The organism is Limimaricola sp. AA108-03, from assembly GCF_050847355.1.
GTDB lineage: Bacteria > Pseudomonadota > Alphaproteobacteria > Rhodobacterales > Rhodobacteraceae > Limimaricola.
The window spans coordinates 1648402-1674096 of sequence record NZ_CP193755.1; the positions used below are offsets into that span (position 1 = coordinate 1648402).

Below are 25695 nucleotides of genomic sequence, written 5' to 3' on the forward strand. Positions count from 1 at the left end.
ACGCAACCGCTTTCGGAGTTAGAACCGTTCTAAGGTGCCCGATGGTTTCTGTCAAGAAACTGTCACAGGCACCGCAGCCGCAAGGGACGTCCATGCCCGAAGTCATCTTCCCCGGCCCCGAGGGCCGGCTCGAAGGCCGCTACCACCCGCAGAAAGACCGCGATGCGCCGATCGCCATCGTGTTGCATCCGCATCCGCAGTTCGGCGGCACGATGAACAACCGGGTCGTGTACAACCTGCACTATGCCTTCTACGAGATGGGCTTCACGGTGCTGCGCTTCAATTTCCGTGGCGTCGGCCGCAGCCAGGGCGAATACGACCAGGGCGTGGGCGAACTCTCCGATGCCGCCTCGGCGCTCGACTACCTGCAGTCGATGAACAACAACGCCAAGCATTGCTGGGTCGCGGGCTTCTCCTTCGGGGCCTGGATCGGCATGCAGCTGCTGATGCGCCGCCCAGAGATCACCGGCTTCGTGTCGGTGGCGCCGCTAGCCAACATGTACGATTTCTCGTTCCTGGCGCCCTGCCCCTCATCGGGGCTGATCATCAACGGCTCGGCAGACCGCGTGGCCCCGCCCGCCGACACGGTGGGCCTCGTCAACAAGCTGCACGACCAGAAGGGCATCACCATCACCCACGAGGTGATCGAGGGTGCCGGGCACTTCTTCGAGGACCCGCATATGGACACCCTCATCGGCTCGGTGAAGGGCTATGTCGGGCGGCGGCTGACCGAGAATACCCGCTGATGGGCATCACCGAGGATCTCGCCGACGCGCTGGCGCGCGATGCCATCGCCGCCGCCGAGAGGCTCGGCGACGACAAGGTGATTTCCGAGGTTTCCGACGAGCTGGGCGCCTCCTCCACCACGGTGCAGGAGGCGTTCCTGACGGCGGTGCGCGTGCGCCTCGCCGAACAGAGGGCGCGGCGACATCTCGACGAACGGCTGCGCCGCGGCCCCCGCGCATGAGCCGCCTCGACGCGCAGCTGGCCTTCCTCGCGGAGGCCGACCGGCTGAAATCGGTGCTGCGCGCCACCAGCCTGCACGACCGCTCGCGTCGCGAGAACTCGGCCGAGCACAGCTGGCACGTGATGCTGCACGCGCTGGTGCTGTCCGAGCACGCCGCGCGCCCCGTCGACGTGTCGCGGGTCATGACGATGCTGCTCCTGCATGATCTGGTCGAGATCGACGCGGGCGACGCGCCGATCCATGGCGACCACGACCCGGCACGGCAGGAAGCGCTCGAACAGGCCGCGGCCGAGCGGATTTTCGGGCTTTTGCCCGAGGATCAGCGCGCCGAGATGCGCGCGATCTGGGAAGAGTTCGAAGCCGCCGAGACCGACGACGCGATCTTCGCCAAGTCGATCGACCGGGTGCAGCCGGTGCTGTCGAACCTCGCCACCGATGGCGGCACATGGCCCGAATACAACGTCACGCCGGAACAGTTGGAAACACGCGTCGGCAGCAAGGTCACGCGTGGCGCGCCGGCGATCTGGACCGGGCTCAGATCCCGCATCGACGCCTGGTTCGACGGGCGCTGAACGCCTCCATACCGTCTTGTAAAAACTCGAACTTCACGGCCGGGCTCAGCTACGCGGCGTCACGTCGCGCATCCCCGCCCCGGCCTCGCGCTCCAGATGCTCGCGCAGGATCGCCGCGTTGCGCAGGTTCGCCTTGAAGCCGAAATCGACGAGGTCGCCGATCACCGGGATCGAGCCCACCACGTAATCGACCCCGGTATTCACCGCCATCCGGCCGATCTTGCGCTTCGGCACGCCGAGCTGATGCGCGCGCCAGACCAGCCAGGCCGAGGGCGCCAGCGAAATAGTGTCGCCGATGCCCGGGATCAGCCCGAGCAGGCTGTCATAGCCGAAGCGAAAGCCGAACAGCTTGAACCGCGCATCCATCAGATGCGCGAGACGGTCGAGCCGGGCCAGTTCCTCGGCGTGGCGGATCGCTCCGGTGGTATCCTTGGGCATGATCGGGCTCCTTTCGTCCCCCAACCCGCGAAACCGGGCGAAGTTCGACCGTATACGAGTGTATGCCGTCTTCCAAAGCGCCGCGAGACGCGTTATGCCCCGGCGCGAGACAGTCCAACAACCGCGGAGGCCCCCGTGACCAAGATCAAAGTCGAAAATCCGGTCGTCGAGCTCGACGGCGACGAGATGACCCGGATCATCTGGGACTTCATCAAGCAGAAGCTGATCCTGCCCTATCTCGACATCGACCTGAAATACTATGACCTCGGCATCGAGGCCCGCGACGAGACCGACGACCAGATCACGGTCGACGCCGCCGAGGCGATCAAGCAGTACGGTGTCGGCGTCAAATGCGCGACCATCACGCCCGACGAGGCCCGCGTCGAGGAGTTCGGCCTTAAGCGGATGTACCGCTCGCCCAACGGCACGATCCGCAACATCCTCGGCGGCGTGATCTTCCGCGAGCCGATCATCTGCCGCAACGTGCCGCGCCTCGTGCCGGGCTGGACCCAGCCGATCGTCGTCGGCCGTCACGCCTTCGGCGACCAGTACCGCGCCACCGACTTCCGCTTCCCCGGCAAGGGCAAGCTGACGATCAAGTTCGTCGGCGAGGATGGCGAGACCATCGAGCACGAGGTGTTCCAGGCGCCCGGCGCCGGCGTCACCATGGCGATGTACAACCTCGACGATTCGATCCGCGACTTCGCCCGCGCCTCGATGAACTACGGCCTCGCCCGCGGCTGGCCGGTCTACCTGTCGACCAAGAACACGATCCTCAAGGCCTATGACGGCCGCTTCAAGGACCTGTTCCAGGAGGTCTTCGACAACGAGTTCGCCGAGGAGTTCAAGAAGAAGGGCATCGCCTACGAGCACCGCCTGATCGACGACATGGTCGCGGCGGCGATGAAGTGGTCGGGCGGCTATGTCTGGGCTTGCAAGAACTACGACGGCGACGTGCAGTCCGACACCGTGGCGCAGGGCTTCGGTAGCTTGGGCCTGATGACCTCGCAGCTGATGACCCCGGACGGCAAGATCGTCGAGGCCGAGGCGGCGCACGGCACCGTGACCCGTCACTTCCGCCAGCACCAGCGCGGCGAGCAGACCTCTACGAACTCGATCGCCTCGATCTACGCCTGGACCGGCGGTCTCAAGCACCGCGCCAAGCTCGACGGCAACGACCAGCTCCTGAACTTCGCGCAGACGCTCGAGAAGGTCACCGTGCAGGCGGTCGAGGACGGCCACATGACCAAGGACCTCGCGCTGCTGGTCGGCCCCGACCAGAAGTGGCTCACCACCATGGGCTTCCTCGAGAAGATCGACGAGTACCTCAACAAGTCGCTCGCCTGAGCGCGATGCGCCTGATGCGCAAGCTGAAATGGACTGCGGCGGCCCTTCTCGGGGCCGCCGTTCTCCTTCCCGTGGCCCAGGACCGGCTCGGCCCCGAACGTCTGCCCGTGGCCGATGACTGCATCTCCGCGGTGCGTACCAATCGCTGCGATGCCGATCTCGTGGTGCAGGCCGGCGACATGGCCACCGGGCGCCGGATCTGGCTGCCACCGGGCCGGACCCTGCCGCGAGACGCCGAGCCGCCCTACCACGCCTGCGAGATCCCGACCCTGCCCGCGCAGCTGCCGCATCGCTTCATTCCCGGTGCCACGGTCTGGGGCTGCGAACTGCCGCCGCGTCTCAAGGGCGACTGAGCCCACTGGACAGGTCAGCATTCCTGCCCTAGATGGCGCGCATGCGCCGCGCCTCCACACCCACCCGCCACTCCGCCCTCGAAGACCTCCAAGGTCTCGGCATCGGCATCTTCGCCTGCTCGATCGGGCTGCACGTGCTTACCCAGGTGGGACTCATCACCGGCCAGACCGCGGGCGTCGCGGTGATCATCTCCTATCTGACGAGCTGGTCCTTCGGCGCGGTGTTCTTCGTGATCAACCTACCCTTCTACGTTTTGGCATGGTTCCGGCTCGGCCCCCAATTCACGCTAAAATCGATCGTGTCGGTGACGCTGTTGTCGCTCCTGACCGAGCTGCTTCCCGCGCATTTCGAGATCGTGCGGCTCGACACTTGGCTCGGCGCCATCATCTTCGGCACGCTGACCGGTCTCGGCCTTCTAGGCGTGTTCCGCCACAATGGCAGCCTCGGCGGTTTGGGCATCGTGGCGCTGATCGTACAGGACCGCTACGGCTTTCGGGCGGGCTACGTGCAGCTCGCGGCGGATGCGGCGATCTTTGCCACCGCGCTGGCGCTGTTTGACGCGGCGACGGTTCTGTGGTCGCTTCTGGGGGCCGTGATCCTCAACACCGTGATCGCCTTCAACCATCGCCGCGACCGTTACATCGCCACCTGAGGTGCCGCCCATGCCTTGGATCGTCCTGCTGTTCGCCATCGCCAGCGAAACCATCGCCACCACGGCGCTGCATGCCAGCCAGCAGTTCACCCGCATCGGCCCGGCCCTCGTGGCGGTGCTGGGCTACTGCCTGTCCTTCTACCTGCTGTCGCTGGCCCTGAAGGCGATCCCGGTGGGCATCGCCTACGCGATCTGGGCGGGGCTGGGCATCGTGCTGATCGCCGCGATCGGCTGGAGCCTGTTCGGCCAGAAGCTCGATGCGGCAGCGGTGATCGGCATGTCGCTGATCCTGTCGGGCATCGTCGTGATCAACGTATTTTCCGGCGCCAACCCGCATTGAGCGCCGCCCGCTGCGCGCAAACCCGCCTTGATGCCGCAACGCGGCGACAAGACTAGCCAGCGGCGGCCTTTTGCTGTAAAGGCGCGCTGACCCCTGAAAGAGTGAATTGAATGGATATCCGCAACATCGCGATCATCGCGCACGTTGACCATGGCAAAACGACGCTGGTGGACGAGCTCCTGAAACAGTCCGGCGCCTTCCGCGAGAACCAGGCCGTCTCCGAGCGCGCCATGGACAGCAACGACATCGAGCGCGAGCGCGGGATCACCATTCTCGCCAAGGCGACCTCGGTCGAATGGGGCAACACCCGGATCAACATCGTCGACACCCCCGGTCACGCCGATTTCGGCGGCGAGGTCGAGCGGATCCTGTCGATGGTCGATGGCGTGGTGCTGCTGGTCGACGCCGCCGAAGGCCCGATGCCGCAGACCAAGTTCGTGACCTCCAAGGCGCTGGCTCTGGGCCTGCGCCCGATCGTCGTGCTCAACAAGGTCGACAAGCAGGACGCCGAGCCCGACCGCGCGCTCGACGAATGCTTCGATCTCTTCGCCAATCTCGGCGCCGATGACGAGCAGCTCGACTTCCCGGCGATGTACGCCTCGGGCCGTTCCGGCTGGGCCGACATGGAGCTCGACGGGCCGCGCAAGGACCTGACGGCGCTGTTCGACCTGATCGTCAAGCACGTCCCCGCGCCGAAGCAGCAGGCCGCCAAGTCCGAGCCGTTCCGCATGCTCGCCACCACCCTCTCGGCCGACCCGTTCCTGGGCCGGATCCTGACGGGCCGAGTCGAGAGCGGCACGCTGCGCGCCAACGAGACCGTCAAGGCGCTGTCGCGCAAGGGCGACAAGATCGAGCAGTTCCGCGTCTCCAAGATCCTCGCCTTCCGCGGCCTCGGCCAGCAGCCGATCGAGGTTGCCGAGGCCGGCGACATCGTGACGCTCGCGGGCATGTCCAAGGCCACCGTGGCCGACACGATCTGCGACCTTTCGGTCGAGGAGGCGATCCCGGCCCAGCCGATCGATCCGCCGACCATCACCGTGACCTTCGGCATCAATGACAGCCCTCTCGCGGGCCGCGACGGCAAGAAGGTTCAGTCCCGCGTGATCCGCGAGCGCCTTCACAAGGAAGCCGAGTCGAACGTCGCGATCCGCATCGACGACACGCCGGGCGGCGAGGCCTTCGAGGTGTCGGGCCGTGGCGAATTGCAGATGGGCGTGCTGATCGAGAACATGCGCCGCGAGGGCTTCGAGCTGTCGATCTCGCGTCCGCAGGTGATCTTCCGCGAGGAGAACGGCGTCCGCATGGAGCCGGTCGAGGAAGTCACCATCGATGTCGATGACGAGTACACCGGCGCCGTGGTCGAAAAGCTGACCGGCGCGCGCAAGGGCGATCTCGTCGAGATGAAGCCCGCCGGTGCCGGCAAGACCCGGATCATCGCGCATGTCCCCTCGCGCGGCCTGATCGGCTATCACGGCGAGTTCCTAACCGACACGCGCGGCTCGGGCGTGCTCAACCGGATCTTCCACGGCTGGACCCCGCACAAGGGCCCGATCCAAGGCCGCCGCCAGGGCGTGCTGATCTCGATGGAGAACGGCACCGCCGTGGCCTATGCGCTGTGGAACCTCGAGGATCGCGGCAAGATGTTCGTGCATCCGCAGGCCCCGGTCTACGAGGGCATGATCATTGGCGAGCACAGCCGCGACAACGATCTCGAGGTGAACCCGCTCAAGGGCAAGAAGCTTACAAACGTGCGGGCTTCGGGCACCGACGAGGCGGTGCGTCTGACGCCCCCGGTCGAGATGAGCCTCGAGCAGGCCATCGCCTATATCGACGATGACGAGCTGGTGGAGGTCACCCCGAACGCGGTGCGCCTGCGCAAGCGGTTCCTCGATCCGCACGAGCGCAAGCGTCAGGCCCGCGCCAGCTGATCGCTAGGATATCAGACATGAGAACGCCCGGTCGAAAGACCGGGCGTTTTTCGTTCCGTTTCGCCGGATTTCATACCGGGATGACGGTGCCGCCCCGCTCCAGTCGCCCCGGCTCGACCACCTCGCAGCACCAGCCGCCATGGCCGCGCATCGCGTTGTAGCCGCCCTCACCGAGCGCCACCTCCATCCGCGAGCAAGGCGCGCAGGGCACCGTGAACCGCAACAAGGCGGTCCCGACGCGCAGAAGCCGGTGCCGCGCCGCGGTGAGGTTCAGCCCTGAGACGACGATGTTGCGGCGTAGGGTTTCCGGCGCGAGGGCGTCATGTCCCGACAGGGCGGCGATGACCGGCAGATGCTCGGCCTGAATCAGCGTTACCGCCCGCTTGCCGGGGCGCGCGTGATCGCCCGCCAGCCCGGTCTCGGTCATTTCTGCGCTCTCGACATGGAGAAGGCCCGCGCGTCGCGCGGGCCTCAATCCGATCCATTCGATTCGACCGGGGCGCGGAAACCGCGCGGTCAGGCTTGCGACCGTCTCCAGCCTCAGACCTCCTCGACGATCACGAGGTCGCGTTCGGCCGCATTGCGGGCAAAGCTCAGCGCCTCCTGATAGGCCGCGGAATGGTAGCAGTCATGCGCCGCCTGCAGGCTCGGAAACCGCGCCACGACGTTGCGCGGGCGGTCCTTTCCCTCGAGCTGCTCATAGGCGCCGCCACGCGCGAGGAAGACGCCGCCGTGATCGGCGATCGCCCCAGTGGCGCGCGTGGCGTATTCCTTGTAGGCCGCCTCGTCGGTGACCTTCACATGGGCGATCCAGAGCGCGCTCATGCCACGCCCTCCGCTGCCTGCGCCAGAACCGCCTCGGCGGCCTTGATCGCGGCCTCGGCGTTGTCGGCGCTCGCCGCACCGCCCTGCGCCATGTCGGGACGGCCGCCGCCGCCCTTGCCGCCAAGCTCGGCCACCGCCGCCCGCAGAAGCTCGACCGCCGAGACGCGGTCCTTGAGATCGTCGGTGACGCCCGCCGCCACCGCCGCCTTGCCGCCGGTATCGGCGATGAGCAGCACAGCGCCGGAGCCGATCTGCGCCTTGAGCTGGTCGATCAGCGCCGGGAGATCCTTGCCGGTCACGCCCTTGAGCACCTGACCCTGGAACTTCACGCCGCCGACCTCGACCGGCTGGGCGCCGGCGCCGCCGGCGCTGCCACCCATCGCCATCTCGCGCTTGAGCTGGGCGATCTCGTTGGCGAGGCGTCGACGCTCATCGGCCAGCGCCTTCACCCGGTCGAGCACCTCGGCCACCGGCGTCTTGAGGATCTGCGCCACCTCGGTGAGGGTCTGGCCTTGCTGCGCGAGATGCTTCAGCGCCTCGCGGCCGGTCAGCGCCTCGACCCGGCGCACGCCCGAGGAGGACGCGCTGTCCGACAGCAGCACGAAGGCGCCGATGTCGCCGGTCTGGCGCACATGGGTGCCGCCGCAGAGCTCGATCGAATAGGTCGCCTGGTCGGTGCCCTTGCCCGAACCGTCGAGCTTGCCCATCGACACGACGCGGACCTCGTCGCCGTATTTCTCGCCGAACAGCGCCTGCGCGCCGAGGCCCCGCGCCTCGTCCGGGGTCATCACCCGCGTCTCGACGGTGGAGTTCTGCCGGATCATCTCGTTGACCTCGTCCTCGATCTTCTCGATCTCGGCCGGGGTCAGGGCGGCGCTATGGCTGAAGTCGAAGCGAAGACGGTCATGCGCGTTGAGCGAGCCGCGCTGCGCGACGTGATCGCCGAGCGCGCGGCGCAGCGCCTCGTTCAGGAGGTGCGTGGCCGAGTGATTGGCGCGGATGCCGGTGCGACGGTCGTGATCGACCTTCAGCTCGGCGCCCTGCCCGCGATCGACATGGCCCTCGGTCACCTCGCCGACATGGACGAAGAGCCCGGCGATGCGGCGGCAGTCCGAGACGCGCACGAGGCCGGTCTCGGTGCGGATCGTGCCGGTGTCGCCGACCTGGCCGCCGCTTTCGGCGTAGAACGGCGTCTGGTTGAGGACGACCTGCACCTTGCGACCGGCCTCGGCCTTCTCGACCTGCTCGGCGCCGTCGAGCACGGCGAGGATCTGGCCCTCGGCCTCCTCGGTGTCATAGCCGAGGAACTCGCTGGCGCCGTGCGTATCGGCGAGATCGTACCAATGGCTCGCATCGGCCACCTCGCCCGAACCGGCCCAGGCGGCGCGCGCCTTGGCCTTCTGCTCGGCCATGGCGGCGTCGAAGCCGTCGGTGTCGACGGTCCGGCCCTTTTCGCGCAGCGCGTCCTGCGTCAGGTCGAGCGGGAAGCCATAGGTGTCGTAGAGCTTGAACGCCGCCTGGCCCGGCAGCGCCGCGCCTTCGGGCAGGTTCGACAGCTCGTCGTCGAGAAGCCGCAGACCGCGATCGAGCGTCTGGCGGAACCGAGTCTCCTCGGCGCGCAGCGTCTCCTCGATCAGCGCGCGGGCTTGCCCCAGCTCGGGATAGGCCGCGCCCATCTCCTGCACCAGCGCCGGCACCAGCCGGTGCATCAGCGGATCCTGCGCGCCCAGCAGATGCGCGTGGCGCATGGCGCGGCGCATGATCCGGCGCAGCACGTAGCCGCGCCCCTCGTTCGAGGGCATGACGCCATCGGCGATCAGGAAGGAGGTCGAACGCAGGTGGTCGGCGACCACGCGGTGATGGACGCGGCCGTCACCATCCGGATCGGACGAGGTTGCGTGCGCCGAGGCCTCGATCAGCGACCGCATCAGGTCGGTGTCGTAGTTGTCGTGCTTGCCCTGCAGCAGCGCGCCGATCCGCTCCAGCCCCATGCCGGTGTCGATCGACTGCGCGTCGAGATCGCGGCGGGTGCCGTCCTCGAACTGCTCGTACTGCATGAAGACGATGTTCCAGATCTCGATGAACCGGTCGCCGTCTTCCTCGGGCGAGCCCGGAGGGCCGCCCCAGATCGACGGGCCGTGATCGTAGAAGATCTCGGAGCAGGGTCCGCAGGGCCCCGTGGGCCCCATCATCCAGAAATTGTCCGAGGTCGAGATGCGGATGATCCGCTCGTCCGGCAATCCGGCGATCTTCTTCCACAGGTTCGCCGCCTCGTCGTCGGTGTGGAACACCGTGACCAAGAGCTTGTCGGGGTTCAGGCCGAAATCGCGGGTCAGCAGCTCCCAGGAATAGCGGATCGCCTCTTCCTTGAAGTAGTCGCCGAAGGAGAAGTTGCCCATCATCTCGAAGAAGGTGTGGTGCCGCGCGGTATAGCCCACATTGTCGAGATCGTTGTGCTTGCCGCCGGCGCGCACGCATTTCTGCGCCGTGGTGGCGCGGCTGTAGTCGCGCGTCTCGACCCCGGTGAACAGGTTCTTGAACTGCACCATGCCCGAATTGGTGAACATCAGCGTCGGGTCGTTGCGCGGCACCAGCGGCGAGCTGGGCACCACGGCGTGGCCCTGCCGCCGGTAGAAGTCCAGGAAGGTGGAGCGGATATCGGCGAGGCTGGTCATGTCGTCTCCTTCGGGTCGCGGCGTCCACGTCCTATCCCCGCCCATGCATCGCGTAAAGTCCCGCGCGCATGAGGGGCACCCAAAGGCGAGGGGCCGAAGCTTGCGCCCCGGCCCCTTCCTGTCGTTCCGTGTCACCCCGAGAGGGTGGCGTCACATGTCGACGAGATCGTCGTCGCCGCTGCCGCCATCATCGTCGGACATCAGGAATTCCAGCCCATGCGCGGCACGGATCTTGTCCTCGATCTCGGTCGCGACGGCGGGGTTTTCCTTGAGGAAGGTCTTGGCGTTCTCGCGACCCTGGCCGATCCGCTGATCGCCATAGGAGAACCAAGAGCCGGACTTGTCGACCACGCCCGCCTTGACGCCGAGGTCGAGTAGTTCGCCGGTCTTGGAGATGCCCTCGCCATACATGATGTCGAACTCGACCTGCTTGAACGGCGGCGCGACCTTGTTCTTGACGACCTTCACGCGGGTCGAGTTGCCGACCACCTCGTCGCGATCCTTGATCGCGCCGATGCGGCGGATGTCGAGGCGCACGGAGGCGTAGAACTTGAGCGCGTTGCCGCCGGTGGTCGTCTCGGGCGAGCCGAACATGACGCCGATCTTCATCCGGATCTGGTTGATGAAGATGACCATGCAGTTGGAGCGCGAGATCGAGCCGGTGAGCTTGCGCATCGCCTGAGACATCAGGCGGGCATGCACGCCAACCGAGCTGTCGCCCATGTCGCCCTCGAGCTCGGATTTCGGGGTCAGCGCCGCGACCGAGTCGACCACGACCATCGACACCGCGCCGGAGCGCACCAGCGTGTCGACGATCTCGAGCGCCTGCTCGCCGGTGTCGGGCTGCGAGATCAGCAGCTCGTCGAGGTTCACCCCGACCTTCTTGGCGTATTGCGGGTCGAGCGCGTGCTCGGCGTCGACGAAGGCGCAGACGCCGCCCTTCTTCTGTTCCTCGGCCACCGCGTGCAGCGTCAGCGTCGTCTTGCCCGAGCTTTCAGGGCCGTAGATCTCGATGATCCGGCCCTTGGGCAGGCCACCGATGCCCAGCGCGATGTCGAGACCGAGCGAACCGGTCGAGGTCGCCTCGATGTCGGGAAACTGGTTTTCGCCTCCCAGCTTCATGATGGAGCCCTTGCCGAACTGCCGTTCGATCTGGGCCAGGGCGCTGTCGAGCGCCTTCTGCCGGTCTGCCGTGCGCTTGTCGCTCATCTGGAGAAGATCTGCCATTGCCATTGTCCGCAATCCTTATCCCACACCCGCCACATGGCGGCAATCATTGCGTCGTTCATGTCTTGTTCACTCCCCGCCATATGAGACCATAATGGGAACATTGCAAGTGAAACCTGCCGCCAGTTTCCCTCGAGAGCGGTTAATGTAAGGTTGAGCCGATCACGTCATGGAGAGCTCGATGCTGGTATTCTGGAAAGAGCGGCTGATCCTTCTGGCGGTGCCCAAGACCGGCACCACCGCGCTCGAGGGGGCGCTGGCGCCGCGCGCGCAATTCGTGCTGCGCGACCCGCCGCAGATCAAGCACGCGCCGCTCTACCGCGCCCGGCGCTTCGTGGTGCCGCTGATCGAGGCGGCGGGCGGTTCGGGATTCGAGACCGTGGCGGCGGTGCGCGAGCCGGTGGATTGGCTCGGCAGCTGGTGGCGCTATCGCCAGCGCGACGATCTCGCGGGGCATGTCAATTCGACGCGCGGCGTGGGCTTCGACGACTTCGTCGACCAGTTCGCGCGCGGCAAGCCCGCCCCTTATGCCGCCGTGGGCAGCCAGGCGCGCTTCGTCGGCGATGGCGAGGGCAACGTCGCGGTCGATCACCTGTTCCGCTACGAGTCGATGGAGCTTCTGGTGGGCTTTCTCGAGGAGCGGCTCGCGACGCGGATCGACCTGCCCCGGGTCAACGTCTCGCCCGAGCATCCGATGGATCTGCCGGAGCACGTCGCCTCGAAGCTGCGCCGCAAACGCGCGGCCGAGTTCACGGTCTGGGAACAGGCGCGCGCCTAGGCGGCGGACTCGCTCTCTCCGCTCAGCGCCGCGCCCAGCGCCGCAGCCCGCTCGGGATCCATGCCGCGCTTGATCGCGCTTTCATGCACCGCCTCGCGCAGCGCCGGGCTGCGCCGCAGAAGCCGCAGGAACCGCGCCTCGTCCAGCTCCAGCAGCACCCCGTGGCTGAGCGCCCGCACCTCGGCGCGGCGCCGCTTCGGAGTGAGTAGCGCCAGCTGGCCGAACATCTCGCCACGGCCGAGCCGGATCTTCTGTCCGGCGGTCTCGATCTCCACGGCACCCGAGGCGATGAAGCTCACCGAACGGGCCGGCGCGTCGCGCGCCTGAAGCACCTCGCCCGCGGCCACGAAGCGGGTCACCAGCGCCTTGGCCAGCCGCTGCCGCACCGCCTGATCGAGATCGGCGAAGAGCGGGAACTGCTGCACCAGCACCGCCTTCTGCACCGCGAGGTCGAGCTTGGGCCGTGCCTCGGCCTCGCCGCGCTGCGCCTCGATCTGCGCCAGCAGCGTCGCGTGCAGCTCCGGCCCGATCAGCCCGTCCTCGCGCAGCGCCGCGTATTCGCGCTCCTCGATCCTGAGCGCGGTGCGACGGATGAACCGGCGTTCCAGCTCCTCGGCATAACCCGGATACTGGAGCCTGAGGCCGTCGAGCGCCTGCGCCACCTGCTCGGCCCTCCGTCCGATAAGCTCGTGCAGAAGCTCGGCCACGCGACGGCCATGGATGCGGCGGATCCGGCTGTCGATGAACCCGTCGAGGTCGCGCAGCACCAGGCCTTGGGTCAGCAACAGCTCGAAGCGGTCGGCGGTGAGCCGCGCCAAGGGCCCCGAGATATGCAGCCGGTTGTGCAGGAAGGCGGCCATGCGGACCTGCCCGCCCTGCCCGAGGCTTTCGCGCGCCGCGCGCCGATAGCCCGCGCGTCCGCCGGTGCGGGTCGTCTCGATTAGCCGGTCGGCCTCCGACAGCGCCCGCTCGGCCTGCCGGTTGGAAATCGCCCGATCCCGGAACAATTGAAGAACATGCTCGCGCTCGGCACCGGCCAGCGCGATCAGTCCCAGCGTGATCCGGTCGCGATCCAGGATCGCCTCTCCCTCCTCGGCCCTCTCGACCGCCCGATCGAGCCGCTCGGCAAAGAGCTTGGCCTCGGAACGCACCGTCTCGCGGGTCAGGCCGTAATTCTCGGCCGCTTCGCTCACGGCCTCCCGCACGCTTTGCAGCGCCACGGCGACCACCTGCCGGGCCAGCGCGGCGTCCAGCGGCGACAGCTTCTCCAGCCCCAGCCGCTTGATCAGCGGGCGCAGCGTCACGCCCTGCACGATCAGCGTGAACAGCGTGAAGCCGGTGGCGAGGATGCCGGTGAGGCGCCGCACATCTTCCGGCACGCGGAGACTCTCGGTCACCGCCAGCGCCAGCGCCAGCGTGATCGCGCCGCGCAGGCCGCCCCAGAGGATCGCGGTGCGGTAAGGCCGCTCCACCGGGGGCGACAGCTTCAGCAGGCTCAGCAGCGGCAGCAGCCCCCACAGGATCGCCGCACGGGCGCCCAGCGCCGCCACGATGACCACGGCGACGAGGGCGAAGTCCACCGGCCGCACCCCGTCCAGGAGGCGCGGGATCAACAGCGCCGCGAGCAGAAAAATGAAGGCCCCGGCCCAATGCGCCAGCAGGTCCCACACCTCGCGCATGTTGGTCCATGCCATCGGCGACAGCCGCCCCGGCGCCGCGAGGTTGAGCGTGAGCCCGGCGCCGACCACGCCGATCACACCGGAGGCACCGACCAGCTTCTCGGCCGCGACATAGGCCAGATAGGGCAGCGCCACCGAGATCGAGATCTGCGCCAGAGGGAACCGCCCGAGCCAGCGCATCAGCCGCACCGCGACCTGCGCCATGACCCAGCCGGTGAGGCCGCCGGCGCCAAGAAGATAGGGAAACTGCGCCAGCCCCTGCAGCATCTCCGGGTTCGGCACGCCCCGCATCACGAAGCCCATGAACAGGCCGAACAGCGCGATCGCAGCGGCGTCGTTCAGCAGGCTCTCGCCCTCGATGATCCGGCTCAGCCGGCGCGGGGCCGCGAGGTTGCGAAAGATCGAGACCACCGCCGAGGGATCGGTGGTCGAGACGATCGAGCCGATCAGCAGGCAGGCCATCAGCGGCAGCACGCCGGTGAGGAACAGCGCGTAGCCCACAGAGAGCGTCGCCACCACTACCGCGACCACCGCGAGCGTCAGAATCGGCACCCAGTCATCGAGCATCCGCCGCAGGTTCACCCCCAGCGTCACCTGGAACAGCAGCGTCGGCAGGAACACGTAGAGGAACACGTTCGAGCGGATCGGCAGGTTCAGGATCGCCTCGGCCACCGGGTTCAGCGCATCGGTGAACTGGGTGGTCAGGAAGAAGGTCGCGCCGGCACCAGCCGCCAGACCGAACCCCGCGAGGATCACGTTGTAGGGCAGCCGCAATCGCGCGGCGAGAGGCTCCCCCAGACCGATCAGCAAGAAGAAGGTGGCGAGGATGACGGTGGCGATGATGATGTCCATGGCCCTGCGATACAGCCTTGGCGCGGCTTGGGAAACGGGTCTCGGGCCGGGATCGGCGGCAAAGCGTCGCGCCAGCCGATCCCCCCTGCGAGGCGGTCAGGAAACATGACCAACGCGCTTGCCAGACCCGCCCCCCTCATGCAGTCTCCTGCCCAGCAGGGCGACCGGGGAGGGTCGCCGCAACGGGAGGAATTCATGACCATCAGCACCATTCTCAAAGGCGCCGCCGCAGCCACCGCGCTCGTCGCCACGCCGCTCGCCGCCAACGCGCAGGAGTTCATCAACATCCTGACGGGCGGCACCTCGGGCGTGTACTACCCGCTCGGCGTCGGTCTCTCGAACATCTACGGCGAGAACATCGAGGGCGCGCGCACGCAGGTGCAGTCGACCAAGGCCTCGGTCGAGAACATGAACCTGCTGCAGGACGGTCGCGGCGAACTGGCCTTCGCGCTGGGCGACACGGTGGCGATGGCCTGGGAAGGCAACGCCGATGCGGGCTTCACCGCGCCGCTCGACCAGATCCGCGGCATCGCGGCGATCTACCCCAACTACATCCAGGTCGTGGCCTCGGCCGAGAGCGGCATCACCGAATTCGCCGACCTCGCGGGCAAGGGTCTCTCGGTCGGCGCGCCGGCCTCGGGCACCGAACTCAATGCCCGCGCGATCTTCGGCGCCATGGGGATGAGCTATGACGATCTCGGCAAGACCGAGTACCTGCCCTTCGCGGAGTCGGTGGAGCTGATCAAGAACCGCCAGCTCGACGCGACGCTGCAATCCGCCGGATTGGGCGTGGCCTCGATCCGCGATCTCGCCTCTTCGATCGACATCAACGTGGTGGCGATCCCGACCGAGACCGCCGAGAGCCTCGGTGCGCCCTATATCGCCGCGACCATCCCCGCCGGCACCTATGACGGGCAGGAGGAGGACGTCTCCACCGTCGCCGTGTCGAACTACCTCGTCACCCATGCCGGCGTCTCGGACGACCTCGCCTACCAGATGACCAAGCTGCTCTACGAAAATCTCGACACGCTCGAGGCGAACCACATGGCCGCCGCCGACATCAAGATCGAGAACGCGCTCGAAGGCATGCCGATCCCGCTGCATCCGGGCGCCGAGCGCTATTACCGCGAGCAGGGCATGATCGACTGATCGGCCAGACCCGCCCGGACGCCCCGAGACGGCGGCGTCCGGACCCCGATCCCGATCCCGCCCCGCCATCCCCCCGGATGACGGGGCTTTTCGCACCAGACCGAAGGCACGCCGCATGACCGCAACGCCCGATCCGCTCACCGACATCCCCGCCGAGGCGGGCGGCCCCGACCACCACATCTCGGGCTTTCCCCCCGGCGCGACCGGACGGCTCCTGTTCTGGATCGCCGTGGTCTTCTCCAGCTTCCAGATCGTGACGGCGGCGCATCTCGTCGATCTGCCGAGCCAGGTCACCCGCGCCCTGCATGTCGGGTTCCTGATGCTGATGACCTTCCCGCTCGTGGCCGCGGCGCGGGGCCGCGGCGCGTGGCTCAAGACGGTGGCCTGGGCCTTCGCGCTCGCGGGCGTGGCCGTGGCCCTCTACCAGTGGTGGCAGTACGAGCCGCTGATCATGCGCGCGGGGCGGCCGTTGCCGATAGATCTGGTGATCGGCGTCGTGGCGCTCGTCACCGTCTTCGGCGCGGCGCTGGTGCTGATGGGCCCGGCGCTGCCGATCATCTCGGGTGTCTTCCTCGCCTACACGCTGTTCGGACAGCTTTTGCCGCCGCCGCTCATCCATCGCGGCTATGATTTCGAGCAGGTGATCGACCACATGGCCTTCGGCACCGAGGGCATCTACGGCATTCCGATCTACGTCTCCTCGACCTACATCTTCCTGTTCATCCTGTTCGGCGCCTTTCTCGAAAAGGCCGGGATGATCCGGCTCTTCACCGACGTGGCGCTCGGGCTCTTCGGCCACCGTCAGGGCGGCGCGGCCAAGGTGGCCGTGGTCTCCTCGGGCCTCATGGGCACGATCTCGGGCTCGGGCGTCGCCAACGTCGTCACCACCGGCCAGTTCACCATTCCGCTGATGAAGCGTTTCGGCTACCGCGCCGCCTTCGCGGGCGGGGTCGAGAGCACCGCCTCGATGGGCGGGCAGATCATGCCGCCGGTGATGGGCGCGGTCGCCTTCATCATGGCCGAGACGCTGGGCGTCGAATATGTCGAGGTGGTCAAGGCGGCGATCGTCCCGGCCCTGCTCTATTTCCTCTCGGCCTTCTGGATGGTGCATCTGGAGGCGGGCAAGCACGGGCTGCGCGGGCTCTCCAAGGCCGAGCTGCCCTCGGCGCTGGGCGCGCTCAAGGAAAACTGGATGCTGATCGTCCCCTTGGGCATCCTCGTCTACCTGCTCTTCGCGGGCTACACGCCGCTCTTCGCGGGGACCGTGGGCCTCGGCCTGACCGTGCTGCTGATCCTCGGCGGCTCGATCGCGCTCGGCCTGCCCAGCGCGGTGCTGCGCGCGATCATCTGGGTCGGCCTCGGCCTCGTGGCGGCGGCGTTCCTGCAATGGGGCATCGAGGTGCTGGTCGCGGCGATCCTCGTGCTGATTGCGGTCTGCCTGTTCTTCAAGGGCGGACGCGAGACGCTGCTTCTGTGTCGCGACAGCCTCGCGGACGGGGCGCGCACCGCGCTGCCCGTGGGCGTGGCCTGCGCGCTGGTAGGTGTGATCATCGGCGCGATGACCCTGACGGGGGCGGCCAACACCTTCGGTCAGTTCATCGTCGCGGTGGGCCAGAACAACCTGTTCCTGAGCCTCGTGCTGACCATGGTGACCTGCCTGCTTCTGGGCATGGGCATCCCGACCATCCCCAACTACATCATCACGTCATCGATCGCGGGGCCCGCGCTTCTGGCGCTGGGCGTGCCGCTGATCGTCAGCCACATGTTCGTGTTCTATTTCGGCATCCTCGCGGATCTCACGCCCCCGGTGGCGCTGGCCTGCTTCGCCGCCGCCCCCATCGCGCGGGAGAACGGGCTGAAGATCTCGATCGAGGCGATCAAGGTGGCGGCCGCGGGCTTCGTGATCCCCTTCATGGCTGTCTATTCGCCGGCGCTGATGCTTCAGGCGGGCGGACCGCTGGCCGAGGCGATCGGCTACTGGCCCGCCGTGGCCTGGATCATCACCAAATCGGTCTTCTCGATCGGGCTGTGGGGCGCGGCCGTGATCGGCTGGGTCGGGCGGCCCCTGCCCGCATGGCTCCGGGTGCTGGCGATGATCGCGGCCTTCACGCTGGTGGCGGCATGGCCGATCACCGACTGGATCGGGCTCGGCCTCGCCGCGCTCACCGCCGTCCTGATCGTTCGCCGCCCGGTCGCGGCGACGGCATGAGCGCCTGCCTGATGATCGGCGCCACGGCGCTCGGCCTCGCCACCGGCGATTTCGACCTGAGCTGGACCCATTCCGTCGAAAAGGTGGAATGGCGCGAAAGCTGGCGTGTCGATGGCGATGCGCTGCACTTGGTCGAGGCGCGCGTACGCGGATCGGGCGCGGGAATGGAGCCCGGGCCCGGGGCCGTGCTGAGGGATGGCTGGTGGGTCTGGTCGCCCGGCCTCGCCGTGCCCTCGCTCGCCCTCGCGGCCTCCGGCGCGACCGGTGCCGGCTGGACGCTCTGCGCCGACGGGAGCTGTCGCGAATTCGGCACAGAAGCGGGCGGGACGCTGCACCTCACGCCCTGTTGAGGGACCTCCGCAGCGGCGTCCCCGTTAGGTTGGCGAAAGGTCGCCCACGGGGTGCCGCTTTTTCGCCCGGCGGCTGTCGCCATGCGCGTGCAGCCTTGAAGAATCGCTACCGCCGGAGTGTAGCGGCACCGCATGAGGCGGCCTGAGCGAAGGCCGCAGACAAGGAACGCGACATGCCGAGCAACACCACGTCCAAAGACGCCCCAGCGCAGCCCCGCAAGGGTCAGAAGCCCCCCGCAAAGCCGATGTTCCGGGACTTCGCGGCGATCTGAGCCGCGGGCCCCGGCCAAGCCGCGCTTTCGCGGCGCGGCGCGGCGGGCTAGAACGGTCGGACCGCTTCCTGGACGGAGTTTTCCGATGCGTTACAGCCGCCGCGCCGCCCTTGGCCTCTCACTGGCTGCCCTCGCCGCCTGTGGCCGACGGCAGCCCGAGCCCGCCGAGCTCTACCCCAACGAATCGCCCCAGATCAGGCGACTGATCAACGCCTATGCCGATGCCTACAAGGTACCGCGCGATCTGGTGCACCGGGTGGTGCAGCGCGAAAGCTCCTACAATCCGCGCGCGCGCAACGGGTCCTATTACGGGCTGATGCAGATCAGTCCCGAGACGGCGCGCACCATGGGCCATCGCGGCCCCGCCTCCGAATTGCTCGATCCGGCCACCAACCTGCGCTACGCGGTGAAATACCTGCGCGGCGCCTGGATCGTCGGCAACCGCAACCGCGACGCGGCAGTGAAATGGTACAGCCGGGGCTACTATTACGAAGCGCGCGATCGCTGCCTGCTGGTCGAGACCGGCCTGCGCGACAGCGAAGTGAAGTGCTGAGCCGGTGAGCGTTTCGGACCCGGTACGGCTGCGCGAGATCGTCGACGAGATCTGCGAGCGCATGGCGGGCGAGACCGAGCGCGGCCGCGTCGCCGACTACATCCCCGAACTGGCCAAGATCGATCCCGGCCGCTTCGCGCTGGTGCTGTCGACCGCCGAAGGCAACGTGATCGCCGGTGGCGATGCCGATACCCGCTTTTCGATCCAGTCGATCTCCAAGGTCTTCGCGCTCGCGGTGGCGCTGGGCCGGATCGGCGATCAGCTCTGGACCCGGGTGGGCCGCGAGCCATCGGGCGATCCGTTCAACTCCATCGTCCAGCTCGAGCACGAGCGCGGCATCCCCCGCAATCCCTTCATCAATGCCGGCGCCATCGCGGTGACCGACGCGATCCTGTCGCGCTCGGAACCACGAGAGGCGCTGGGCCAGATCCTGCAATTCGTCCGCTTTCTCGCCGATGACGACGACATCGCCATCGATCCGGCAGTTGCCAAATCCGAGACCGAGACCGGCTGGCGCAACGCGGCGCTGGCCAATTTCATGCGCGATTTCGGGACGATCCAGCGCCACCCCGAAAAGGTGATCGGCACCTATTTCCACCATTGCGCCATCGCGATGACACCGCGCCAGCTGGCGCAGGCCGGACGCTTTCTCGCCTTCGACGGCGCGCTGCATCCGGGCGGGCCGCGCGCCATCGCGCCGCGCATGGCGCGCCAGATCAACGCGCTGATGCTGACATGCGGCCATTACGACGGCTCGGGCGAATTCGCCTTTCGCGTGGGCCTGCCGGGCAAGAGCGGCGTCGGCGGCGGCATCCTCGCGGTGGCGCCGGGCCGCGCCGCGATCGGTTGCTGGTCCCCGGGGCTGAACGCGGTCGGCAATTCGCAGCTCGCCTCGATGGCGCTGGAAATGCTGGCGGATCGCACCGGCTGGTCGGTCTTCGCCTCGAATTGAGCGTGGTCGGATAGGTCGCACATCCCCAATCAAGGCACGCGGACATGATCGCATCACCGATGCTGCGGCGCAGCCCCCGCATGTGGAAGCCCGGCAGTTCCGAGACGAGGTTCAGACGATCGCCCGCTGAAGCGCGCGTCCTTCAAATGTGCCGGGTGATCGGATAGGGCCTGTGCCGGTTCGAATGACTAGGATCGAGGACGGCAATGCTCCCGTGGATTCATCTGGCGACGGCTACGGCTCCGCAAGGGGACACGCTCAGGCTGCTGCGGCGGGGCGAGGAGTTCTCGATCCGTCTCGGCGACGGGAACGAGCTGATGAGCAGCCGCCTCAGCGGGTCCGAGGAAGCGCTCGCTAGCTTCGCCTTCGACCGTCTGGCCGGTCGCCCCGCCCCGCGTGTCCTGATCGGGGGATTGGGGATGGGCTTCACCTTGCGGGCGGCGCAGGCGATCGCGCCACCCGACGCGCGGCTGATCGTCTCGGAAATCGTGCCGGAGCTGGTCGATTGGGCGTCTCGCCACATGGGGTCGGTCTTCGGTGGCTGCCTGTCGGACCCGCGGGTCGAGATCCGGCTCGGCGATGTGGGTCAGGAGATCCGCGCGGCGTCAGAGGCCTACGACGCGATCCTGCTCGACGTCGACAATGGCCCGGACGGGCTGACGCGCGAGGGAAACGACGCGCTTTACGGCAAGGCCGGGCTGCGCGCCGCGCACCGCGCCCTGACCCCCGGCGAGTTTCTGGCCGTCTGGTCCGCCGCGCCGGACAGGAAATTCTCGGAGAGGCTGTCCCTGAGCGGCTTCGAGGTGGATGCGAAGACGGTTCGCGCCGGCCGCACCAAGCGCGGGGCCCGGCACACGATCTGGACCGCCATCCGCGCTGGCACCTGAGCCGCCAGAACCGGTTCGCCGGGAAAGCTGGACGCTTTTGGCGGTGCGGGAAGGCGACCACGACTGACCGCAGTGGCCTGCGGCGTCGTAGCAGAGGGCCGGCGACGCGTTGACGATTTCCACCGCTGCCTGTCTTCTCGTTCACCCGTAGGCGTTTACGAAAAAGGGCCCGCGCAATGGCGGGCCCTTCGGTCGTTGCGAAACGAGGTGGCCTTAGCCGACCAGTTCGAGGCCCGAGAAGAAGAAGGCGATCTCTTCCTTGGCGGTCTCGGGGGCGTCCGAGCCGTGCACCGAGTTCTCGCCGACGCTCTCGGCGAACTCGGCGCGGATGGTGCCGGCGGCGGCGTCGGCGGGGTTGGTCGCGCCCATCACTTCGCGGTTCTTGGCGATCGCGCCTTCGCCTTCGAGCACCTGCACGACGACCGGGCCGGAGGCCATGAATTCGGTCAGCTCACCGAAGAAGGGACGCTCCTTGTGAACGGCGTAGAACTGACCGGCCTGGTCCTGGGTCAGCTGGATCCGCTTCTGGGCGATGATGCGCAGGCCCGCATCTTCGAACTTGGCGTTGATCTTGCCGGTCAGGTTGCGCTTGGTGGCGTCGGGCTTGATGATCGAGAGCGTGCGTTCGGTGGCCATGATGTCCCTCATTTGAACGGGTTGCAGCAGGGGGCGCGGATATGCGCCTCCGGTCGCCGCGCGCCCTAGCACGAGCCGGGCGAGGTGAAAAGACGCCGGATGTGCATGGGGTTCAGGCGGCGTCTCCTAGTCCGCCTTCGGGATCCGCGTATTTGCGAGAAGATGAACCGGAGGAAGCACCGCCCCCGTTCATCTTTCTCCAAATGCGCATGGCGCCCCCGAGCCGCTCGGGACCGGCCCCGTTGACCTCGCGCCCGGCATCGGGCAAGGCCCGTCCATGTTGCGCATCACAGACATCTCCTATTCCGTCGAGGGCCGTCCGCTTCTCGAACATACCTCCGCCGTGATCCCGGCCGGCCACAAGGTCGGCGTCGTGGGCCGCAACGGCACCGGCAAATCCACGCTGTTCAAGCTGATCCGCGGCGAGCTGACGCTCGACACCGGCGAGATCGAGCTGCCGCGCGGCGCCCGCATCGGCGGCGTCGCCCAGGAGGTGCCGGGCAACGAGGTCTCGCTGATCGATACCGTGCTGGCTGCCGATACCGAGCGCGCCAGCCTGATGGCCGAGCAGTCGAGCGACCCGTCGCGGATCGCCGAGATCCAGACCAGGCTCGCCGATATCGACGCCTGGTCCGCCGAGGCGCGCGCCGCGACGATCCTCAAGGGTCTGGGCTTCACCCATGACGAGCAGCTCATGCCCTGCTCCGCCTTCTCGGGCGGCTGGCGGATGCGCGTGGCGCTGGCGGCGGTGCTCTTCTCCGAGCCCGACCTGCTGCTGCTCGACGAGCCGACCAACTATCTCGACCTCGAAGGCGCGCTCTGGCTCGAAAGCTACCTCGTGCGCTACCCGCACACGGTGCTGATCGTCTCACACGACCGCGAGCTACTGAACCGCTCGGTCGGCGGCATCCTGCATCTGGAAAACCGCCAGCTGACCTACTGGTCCGGCAATTACGACCAGTTCGCCAAGGCCCGCGCCGCGCAGCGCGCCGTGCTGATGGCGGCCTCGAAGAAGCAGGAGGCGCAGCGCGCCCATCTGCAAAGCTTCGTCGATCGCTTCAAGGCCAAGGCGTCCAAGGCCAAGCAGGCCCAGAGCCGGGTGAAGATGCTCGAGAAGATGGAGACGATCCGGGTGCCCGAGGACGCGGCCCGCACCGTCTTCACCTTCCCCGAGCCCGAGGAGCTGTCGCCGCCGATCATCGCCACCGAGGGTGTCTCGGTCGGCTATGACGACAAGGTCGTGCTCTCGAAGCTCGATCTCAGGATCGATCAGGACGACCGGATCGCGCTTCTGGGCCGCAACGGCGAGGGCAAGTCGACGCTGTCGAAGCTGCTTTCGGATCGGCTCGCCCCGATGGGCGGCAAGATCGTGCGCTCGAACAAGCTGCGCATCGGCTTCTTTGCCCAGCACCAGGTCGACGAGTTGCGCGTCGAGGAGACGCCATTGCAGCACATCCAGCGCGCGCTGCCCGACGTGGCGCCGCCCAAGCTGCGGGCCCGGCTCGCGGGCTTCGGCCTCGGCGCGGCGCAGGCCGAGACCGAGGTGGGCCGGCTCTCGGGCGGTCAGAAGGCACGGTTGTCGCTGCTGCTCGCCACTATCGACGCGCCGCATCTGCTGATCCTCGACGAGCCGACCAACCACCTCGACATCGAGAGCCGCGAAGCGCTGGTCGAGGCGCTCACCGCCTATTCCGGCGCGGTGATCCTCGTCAGCCACGACATGCATCTCCTGTCGATGGTCGCCGACCGGCTCTGGCTGGTGAAGGACGGGCGCGTCTCGGCCTATGAGGAAGACCTGCAGGCCTATCGCAAGATGCTGCTCAGCGGCGACAAGCCCGCCGAGAAGCCGAAAGCCGAGAAGCCCAAGGTCGAGAAACCCTCTCGCGAGACGATCCTGGCGCTGCGCTCCGAGGCCCGCAAATGCGAGGAGCGGGTGAACAAGATCAACGAGATGCGCGACAAGCTCGCCAAGAAGCTCGCCGATCCCGCGCTCTACGAGGATGGCCGCAAGGGCGAGCTCGAGACCTGGAACAAGAAATACGCCGAGGCCATGGAGGCGTTGGGCCGGGCCGAGGCGATGTGGATGGCAGCGCTCGAGAAGCTGGAGCGGGCCGAGGCGGCCTGACCGGGTTTCGGGGGCGCTGCCCCCGGGCCTGCGGCCCTCCCCCGGCGTATTTGAAGAACAAAGTCATGGGCGGTGCCGCGTCATTTCCGGCGCGGACTTGCCCCCATGAGCGCCGCCCGGCACGGTGCGACAGGAACGCGGGTTCGGCCCGCCGACAGGCCCGAGGACCCGACCGTGATCGAAATCGCCACCCTTGTCACCGCTTTCACCACGCTGTTCGTGATCGTCGATCCGATCGGTCTCGCGCCGCTTTACGTGGCGATGACGGCGGGGATGACTCCGGCGCAGCGGCGCGGCGTGACCTTCCGGGCGCTCTCGACCTCCGCCGTGCTGATGCTGCTGTTCCTGGTGCTGGGCGACGCGGTGCTGCGCTTCATCGGCATCTCGGTCCCGGCCTTCCGCATCGCCGGCGGCGTGCTGCTGTTCCTGACCGCGCTCGACATGCTGTTCGAGAGGCGGCAGGCGCGGCGCCGCGACAATGCCGAGGAAGGGGCCGAACCCGATCAGGATCCTTCGATCTTTCCGCTGGCGCTGCCGCTGATCGTCGGCCCCGGCGCGATCACCACGCTGATCCTGCTGACTGCCGAGGCCACCGGCCCGCTCGGCTATGCCGCGATCTACGGCGTGGCCCTATCGGTTCTGGCGACCGTCTGGATCGCCTTCGCGCTGGCCGATCCGCTGGCGCGGGTGCTGGGCTCGGTGGGGCTCAACGTGGTGACGCGGGTGCTCGGCATGCTGCTCGCCGCGCTCGCGGTGCAGTTCATCATCGACGGTCTGCACGGTTCCGGTTTCGGTCTGCCTTTCCCTGCCGAAAATTGATACCATATTAGGGCGATGAACCCAGACAACCTTGCCAGCCTCGCCTATCTCGGCCTCCTCGGCGCCGCCATCGCCGGCTGGTTCTTCGTGCAGAATCGCGACCGGCTGGGACAGGTCGCGCAGCAGGCCGCCGTCTGGACGCTGATCTTCATCGGCGCCATCGCCGCCGCCGGGCTGTGGTCTGACATCCGCGAGGATGCGATGCCGCGCCAGACCATGATCGGCGCCGAGGGCATCGAGGTACCGCAGGCGCGCGACGGGCATTACTACCTGACGCTCGAGGTCAACGGCGCGCCGATCAACTTCGTGGTCGACACCGGCGCCACCGACATGGTGCTGGGCCGCGAGGATGCGCGCCGTGCCGGAATCGACCCCGAGGAGCTGACCTATCTGGGCTCCGCGGTGACCGCCAACGGCACGGTGCGCACCGCGCGGGTGCGGCTCGACAGCGTCGCGCTGGGCCCGATCGAGGATGCGGGGCTGAGCGCCGTGGTCACCGATGGCGACCTCGCCGGATCGCTCCTTGGCATGGGCTACCTGCGGCTCTTCGGCCGCATCGAGATCGAGAACGGCACGCTGGTCCTGACGCGCTGAGCTTCGTGACTTTGTTCCCGAAATACGCAAATCCCCGGCCCGCCCCGGAGCGTCACCCCTCGGCCTTCTTGGTCCAGCGCCCGCCCTCCTGCGCCCAGTACTGCGCCGCGCAGCCCGCGCCTGTCAGCCGCTTCCACTGGCCGCGCGCCGCCTGAACCGCCGCCTCGTCGAAGCCGTCGAACAGGATGCAGGCGCGCTCGGCCGCCTGCACCTCCTCGGGCGCGATCTCGGCGCCGTCGAGACAGATCACGCAAGGCAGCTTCGGCGCCGCCTCGCCCTCGGCGGTGAGAAGGATCGGCTGCGCCCCGTCATGCGGCCCGCCGGCGCGCCCATGCGCGAGAAAGCTCTCGGGCGGTCCCATGCGCCACAGCGCCGCGTCGAGCCGGTCCATGGCGCGGGCGGCGCGGCCCCTGATCTCCACCCGCCAGCCCTGCTTGCCCGCAAGCCCGAGAAGCTGCGGCAGCAGCTCCTCGGCCGGTCCTTCGGTAAGGTGGTAGAAGAAGGCCGCGCCCATC

Annotated in this window: 26 protein-coding genes; 18 read left to right on the forward strand and 8 right to left on the reverse strand. The window is 67.8% G+C overall.

The annotated features are described in order from the left end of the window. Window positions 1-92 precede the first annotated feature (92 nt). From ACRAQ3_RS08125 to ACRAQ3_RS08135, 3 genes are read left to right on the forward strand one after another with little or no spacing between them, the layout of a single operon-like run. The gene (locus ACRAQ3_RS08125; RefSeq protein ID WP_269397246.1) at window positions 93-746 is read left to right on the forward strand and encodes an alpha/beta hydrolase; all 654 of its coding nucleotides are present in this window, start codon (window positions 93-95) and stop codon (window positions 744-746) included. Further along, entirely contained in the window at window positions 746-967 is a 222-nt protein-coding gene (locus ACRAQ3_RS08130) for a hypothetical protein (protein ID WP_269397245.1), read from the forward strand. The genes ACRAQ3_RS08125 and ACRAQ3_RS08130 overlap by 1 nt, the downstream gene beginning before the upstream one ends. After that, window positions 964-1539 carry an HD domain-containing protein gene (locus ACRAQ3_RS08135; protein WP_432254267.1) on the forward strand — a complete coding sequence of 192 codons (576 nt, stop codon included), beginning with the start codon at window positions 964-966 and terminating at the stop codon, window positions 1537-1539. Before ACRAQ3_RS08130 ends, ACRAQ3_RS08135 begins: the two co-directional genes overlap by 4 nt. A 45-nt stretch (window positions 1540-1584) precedes the next feature. On the opposite strand, the gene ACRAQ3_RS08140 is transcribed toward ACRAQ3_RS08135, so the two are convergent. Continuing rightward, window positions 1585-1977 carry a DUF4112 domain-containing protein gene (locus ACRAQ3_RS08140; protein ID WP_432254268.1) on the reverse strand — a complete coding sequence of 131 codons (393 nt, stop codon included), beginning with the start codon at window positions 1975-1977 and terminating at the stop codon, window positions 1585-1587. A gap of 135 nt (window positions 1978-2112) precedes the next feature. Between ACRAQ3_RS08140 and ACRAQ3_RS08145 the strand changes: the two genes are divergently transcribed. The 5 genes from ACRAQ3_RS08145 (at window position 2113) to typA (ending at window position 6598) form a co-directional block, all read left to right on the forward strand. After that, window positions 2113-3324 (forward strand): NADP-dependent isocitrate dehydrogenase, encoded by a 1212-nt coding sequence (locus tag ACRAQ3_RS08145; RefSeq protein WP_432254269.1) that lies wholly within the window; start codon window positions 2113-2115, stop codon window positions 3322-3324. Window positions 3325-3338: 14 nt separating this feature from the next. Then, a complete protein-coding gene (locus tag ACRAQ3_RS08150; RefSeq protein ID WP_269397241.1) occupies window positions 3339-3677 on the forward strand; it encodes a hypothetical protein in 339 nt (112 codons plus the stop codon). A gap of 41 nt (window positions 3678-3718) precedes the next feature. Beyond that, window positions 3719-4330: a YitT family protein gene (locus ACRAQ3_RS08155; RefSeq protein WP_432254270.1), complete on the forward strand. Its 612-nt coding sequence runs from the start codon at window positions 3719-3721 to the stop codon at window positions 4328-4330. A gap of 10 nt (window positions 4331-4340) precedes the next feature. After that, a complete protein-coding gene (locus ACRAQ3_RS08160; protein ID WP_085897239.1) occupies window positions 4341-4670 on the forward strand; it encodes a DMT family transporter in 330 nt (109 codons plus the stop codon). 110 nt (window positions 4671-4780) lie between these two features. Beyond that, window positions 4781-6598, forward strand: a complete 1818-nt coding sequence (gene typA, locus ACRAQ3_RS08165) for a translational GTPase TypA (protein ID WP_269397239.1) — start codon at window positions 4781-4783, stop codon at window positions 6596-6598. 70 nt (window positions 6599-6668) lie between these two features. On the opposite strand, the gene ACRAQ3_RS08170 is transcribed toward typA, so the two are convergent. From ACRAQ3_RS08170 to recA, 4 genes are all read right to left on the reverse strand, one after another. Then, entirely contained in the window at window positions 6669-7025 is a 357-nt protein-coding gene (locus ACRAQ3_RS08170; protein ID WP_432254271.1) for an MOSC domain-containing protein, read from the reverse strand. 113 nt (window positions 7026-7138) lie between these two features. Beyond that, window positions 7139-7423: a DUF1330 domain-containing protein gene (locus ACRAQ3_RS08175; RefSeq protein ID WP_432254272.1), complete on the reverse strand. Its 285-nt coding sequence runs from the start codon at window positions 7421-7423 to the stop codon at window positions 7139-7141. After that, window positions 7420-10098, reverse strand: a complete 2679-nt coding sequence (gene alaS / locus ACRAQ3_RS08180) for an alanine--tRNA ligase (protein WP_432254273.1) — start codon at window positions 10096-10098, stop codon at window positions 7420-7422. Before alaS ends, ACRAQ3_RS08175 begins: the two co-directional genes overlap by 4 nt. 150 nt (window positions 10099-10248) lie before the next feature. Further along, a complete protein-coding gene (gene recA / locus ACRAQ3_RS08185; RefSeq protein ID WP_269397236.1) occupies window positions 10249-11331 on the reverse strand; it encodes a recombinase RecA in 1083 nt (360 codons plus the stop codon). Window positions 11332-11506: 175 nt separating this feature from the next. Between recA and ACRAQ3_RS08190 the strand changes: the two genes are divergently transcribed. Then, entirely contained in the window at window positions 11507-12103 is a 597-nt protein-coding gene (locus tag ACRAQ3_RS08190; RefSeq protein WP_269397235.1) for a gamma-glutamyl kinase, read from the forward strand. Here ACRAQ3_RS08190 and ACRAQ3_RS08195 read toward each other — a convergent pair. After that, window positions 12100-14634, reverse strand: a complete 2535-nt coding sequence (locus ACRAQ3_RS08195) for a cation:proton antiporter (protein WP_432254274.1) — start codon at window positions 14632-14634, stop codon at window positions 12100-12102. The genes ACRAQ3_RS08190 and ACRAQ3_RS08195 overlap by 4 nt on opposite strands. A gap of 195 nt (window positions 14635-14829) precedes the next feature. Between ACRAQ3_RS08195 and ACRAQ3_RS08200 the strand changes: the two genes are divergently transcribed. The 6 genes from ACRAQ3_RS08200 (at window position 14830) to ACRAQ3_RS08225 (ending at window position 21006) form a co-directional block, all read left to right on the forward strand. Beyond that, a complete protein-coding gene (locus ACRAQ3_RS08200) occupies window positions 14830-15783 on the forward strand; it encodes a TAXI family TRAP transporter solute-binding subunit (RefSeq protein WP_085897246.1) in 954 nt (317 codons plus the stop codon). Window positions 15784-15898: 115 nt separating this feature from the next. Continuing rightward, window positions 15899-17992 carry a TRAP transporter permease gene (locus ACRAQ3_RS08205; protein ID WP_432254275.1) on the forward strand — a complete coding sequence of 698 codons (2094 nt, stop codon included), beginning with the start codon at window positions 15899-15901 and terminating at the stop codon, window positions 17990-17992. After that, on the forward strand, window positions 17989-18342 hold the full coding sequence (locus ACRAQ3_RS08210; RefSeq protein ID WP_269397231.1) for a DUF1850 domain-containing protein: 354 nt from the start codon (window positions 17989-17991) through the stop codon (window positions 18340-18342). The genes ACRAQ3_RS08205 and ACRAQ3_RS08210 overlap by 4 nt, the downstream gene beginning before the upstream one ends. A gap of 357 nt (window positions 18343-18699) precedes the next feature. Continuing rightward, the gene (locus tag ACRAQ3_RS08215; protein WP_085897250.1) at window positions 18700-19167 is read left to right on the forward strand and encodes a lytic transglycosylase domain-containing protein; all 468 of its coding nucleotides are present in this window, start codon (window positions 18700-18702) and stop codon (window positions 19165-19167) included. 4 nt (window positions 19168-19171) lie between these two features. Next, window positions 19172-20119: a glutaminase gene (locus ACRAQ3_RS08220; protein WP_370162334.1), complete on the forward strand. Its 948-nt coding sequence runs from the start codon at window positions 19172-19174 to the stop codon at window positions 20117-20119. 206 nt (window positions 20120-20325) lie between these two features. Next, on the forward strand, window positions 20326-21006 hold the full coding sequence (locus ACRAQ3_RS08225) for a spermidine synthase (RefSeq protein ID WP_432254276.1): 681 nt from the start codon (window positions 20326-20328) through the stop codon (window positions 21004-21006). A 213-nt stretch (window positions 21007-21219) separates the two neighbouring features. Here the strand turns inward: ACRAQ3_RS08225 and ndk are convergent, their stop codons facing one another. Beyond that, on the reverse strand, window positions 21220-21642 hold the full coding sequence (gene ndk / locus ACRAQ3_RS08230; protein WP_085897253.1) for a nucleoside-diphosphate kinase: 423 nt from the start codon (window positions 21640-21642) through the stop codon (window positions 21220-21222). Window positions 21643-21919: 277 nt separating this feature from the next. On the opposite strand from ndk, the gene ACRAQ3_RS08235 reads away from it, so the two are divergent. From ACRAQ3_RS08235 to ACRAQ3_RS08245, 3 genes are all read left to right on the forward strand, one after another. Continuing rightward, window positions 21920-23767: an ABC-F family ATP-binding cassette domain-containing protein gene (locus tag ACRAQ3_RS08235; RefSeq protein ID WP_432254277.1), complete on the forward strand. Its 1848-nt coding sequence runs from the start codon at window positions 21920-21922 to the stop codon at window positions 23765-23767. A gap of 174 nt (window positions 23768-23941) precedes the next feature. Further along, the gene (locus ACRAQ3_RS08240; RefSeq protein ID WP_269397227.1) at window positions 23942-24586 is read left to right on the forward strand and encodes a MarC family protein; all 645 of its coding nucleotides are present in this window, start codon (window positions 23942-23944) and stop codon (window positions 24584-24586) included. Between the two features lie 15 nt (window positions 24587-24601). Next, the gene (locus tag ACRAQ3_RS08245) at window positions 24602-25180 is read left to right on the forward strand and encodes a retropepsin-like aspartic protease family protein (protein WP_432254278.1); all 579 of its coding nucleotides are present in this window, start codon (window positions 24602-24604) and stop codon (window positions 25178-25180) included. Between the two features lie 52 nt (window positions 25181-25232). On the opposite strand, the gene ACRAQ3_RS08250 is transcribed toward ACRAQ3_RS08245, so the two are convergent. Next, window positions 25233-25694 (reverse strand): DNA polymerase III subunit chi, encoded by a 462-nt coding sequence (locus ACRAQ3_RS08250; protein WP_432254279.1) that lies wholly within the window; start codon window positions 25692-25694, stop codon window positions 25233-25235. Between the last annotated feature and the right edge of the window lies 1 nt (window position 25695).